At 73.1% G+C, this 1,709-nt stretch carries 1 protein-coding gene; it reads right to left on the reverse strand.

From position 1 onward, the window contains the following. Positions 1-1,478, reverse strand: a 1,478-nt coding sequence (miaB, locus tag FNQ90_RS22170) for a tRNA (N6-isopentenyl adenosine(37)-C2)-methylthiotransferase MiaB (RefSeq protein WP_182607971.1), incomplete at its 3' end; no start/stop codon positions are given. Positions 1,479-1,709 lie beyond the last annotated feature (231 nt).

Below are 1,709 nucleotides of genomic sequence, written 5' to 3' on the forward strand. Positions count from 1 at the left end.
GGGGCGCCGATGCCGGGCAGGCCCAGCATGACCCCGGCCCCGGCCCCGGCCCCGGGGCCGGCCGGGCCGCCCCGCGCGGCGGCCGACCGGGCGCCGACCGGCGGCAGCCGGCGCACGGAGAGGGCGGGCTTGTCGGCCAGCAGATGGTGCGGGGCGGCGTAGGTGATCTCGACGGTCACCAGGTCACCGGGGCGCACCGGGCCCTCGGCGGGGTCGGCGGGCTCGGGGTTGAAGTGGACCAGCCGGTTGTCGGGAGCCCGCCCGGAGAGCCGGCGGGTGGCGCCGTCCTTGCGGCCCTCGCCCTCGCTGACCAGCACCTCCACCACGCGACCCACCTGCCCGCGGTTCTCCGCCCAGGAGATCTCCTCCTGGAGTTCGACCAGTCGCTCGTAGCGCCGCTGCACGATCTCCTTGGGGATCTGGTCGGGCATCTCGGCGGCGGGGGTGCCGGGCCGCTTGGAGTACTGGAAGGTGAAGGCCTGGGCGAAGCGCGCCTCGCGGACCACGTGCAGGGTCTGCTCGAAGTCCTCCTCGGTCTCGCCGGGGAAGCCGACGATGATGTCGGTGGTGATCGCGGCGTCCGGGATGGCGGCGCGCACCCGCTCGATGATGCCGAGGTAGCGATCCTGCCGGTAGGAGCGGCGCATGGCGCGCAGTACGCGGTCGGAGCCGGACTGCAGCGGCATGTGCAACTGCGGCATCACGTTCGGCGTCTGCGCCATCGCCTCGATGACGTCGTCGGTGAAGTCCCGGGGGTGGGGGGAGGTGAAGCGCACCCGCTCCAGGCCCTCGATCCGGCCGCAGGCGCGCAGCAGGTCGGAGAAGGCACGGCGGTCGCCGAAGTCGGAGCCGTAGGCGTTGACGTTCTGCCCGAGCAGGGTGATCTCGCAGACCCCGTCCTCCACCAGCGCCTCGATCTCGGCGAGGATCTCACCGGGACGGCGGTCCTTCTCCTTGCCGCGCAGCGCGGGCACGATGCAGAAGGTGCAGGTGTTGTTGCAGCCCACCGAGATCGACACCCAGGCCAGGCGGTCGCTCTCGCGCCGGGTGGGGAGGGTGGAGGGGAAGACCTCCAGCGACTCCGCGATCTCGACCTGGGCCTCCTCGCGGATCCGGGCGCGCTCCAACAGCACCGGCAGTTTGCCGACGTTGTGGGTGCCGAAGACCACGTCCACCCAGGGGGCGCGGCGCACGATGGTGTCGCGGTCCTTCTGGGCCAGGCAGCCGCCGACGGCGATCTGCATGCCGGGACGGGCGGCCTTGCGCGGGGCGAGCAGACCGAGGTTGCCGTACAGGCGGTTGTCGGCGTTCTCCCGCACGGCGCAGGTGTTGAACACCACGACGTCGGCGGCGTCGGCGTCCTTGGGGGCGCGGACGTAGCCGGCCGCCTCCAACAGGCCCGCCATCCGCTCGCTGTCGTGCACGTTCATCTGACAGCCGAAGGTCTTCACCTGGTAGGTACGCGCGCCGTTGGACATGCGGGGACTCATCCAAACCGATCCGGGGACAACCGGCCGCCCGGGCAGGACGGCGACCGATCCCCCAGTCTACGGCGCGTCGGCACCGCCTCCGCCCGTGCCCGGACGGACGCGTGCCGGCGGGTGCGGGGGAGCGTCCTTTCCAGCGGGACGGCCGGGACGGCAGACTGGGGACGTGTCCGCACCACCCCCCACACCCGCGCAGCCGCCGGCGGACGGCCCCCGTTCCCC

It is taken from the genome of Streptomyces alkaliphilus, assembly GCF_014141535.1.
GTDB classification, from domain to species: domain Bacteria; phylum Actinomycetota; class Actinomycetes; order Streptomycetales; family Streptomycetaceae; genus Streptomyces; species Streptomyces alkaliphilus.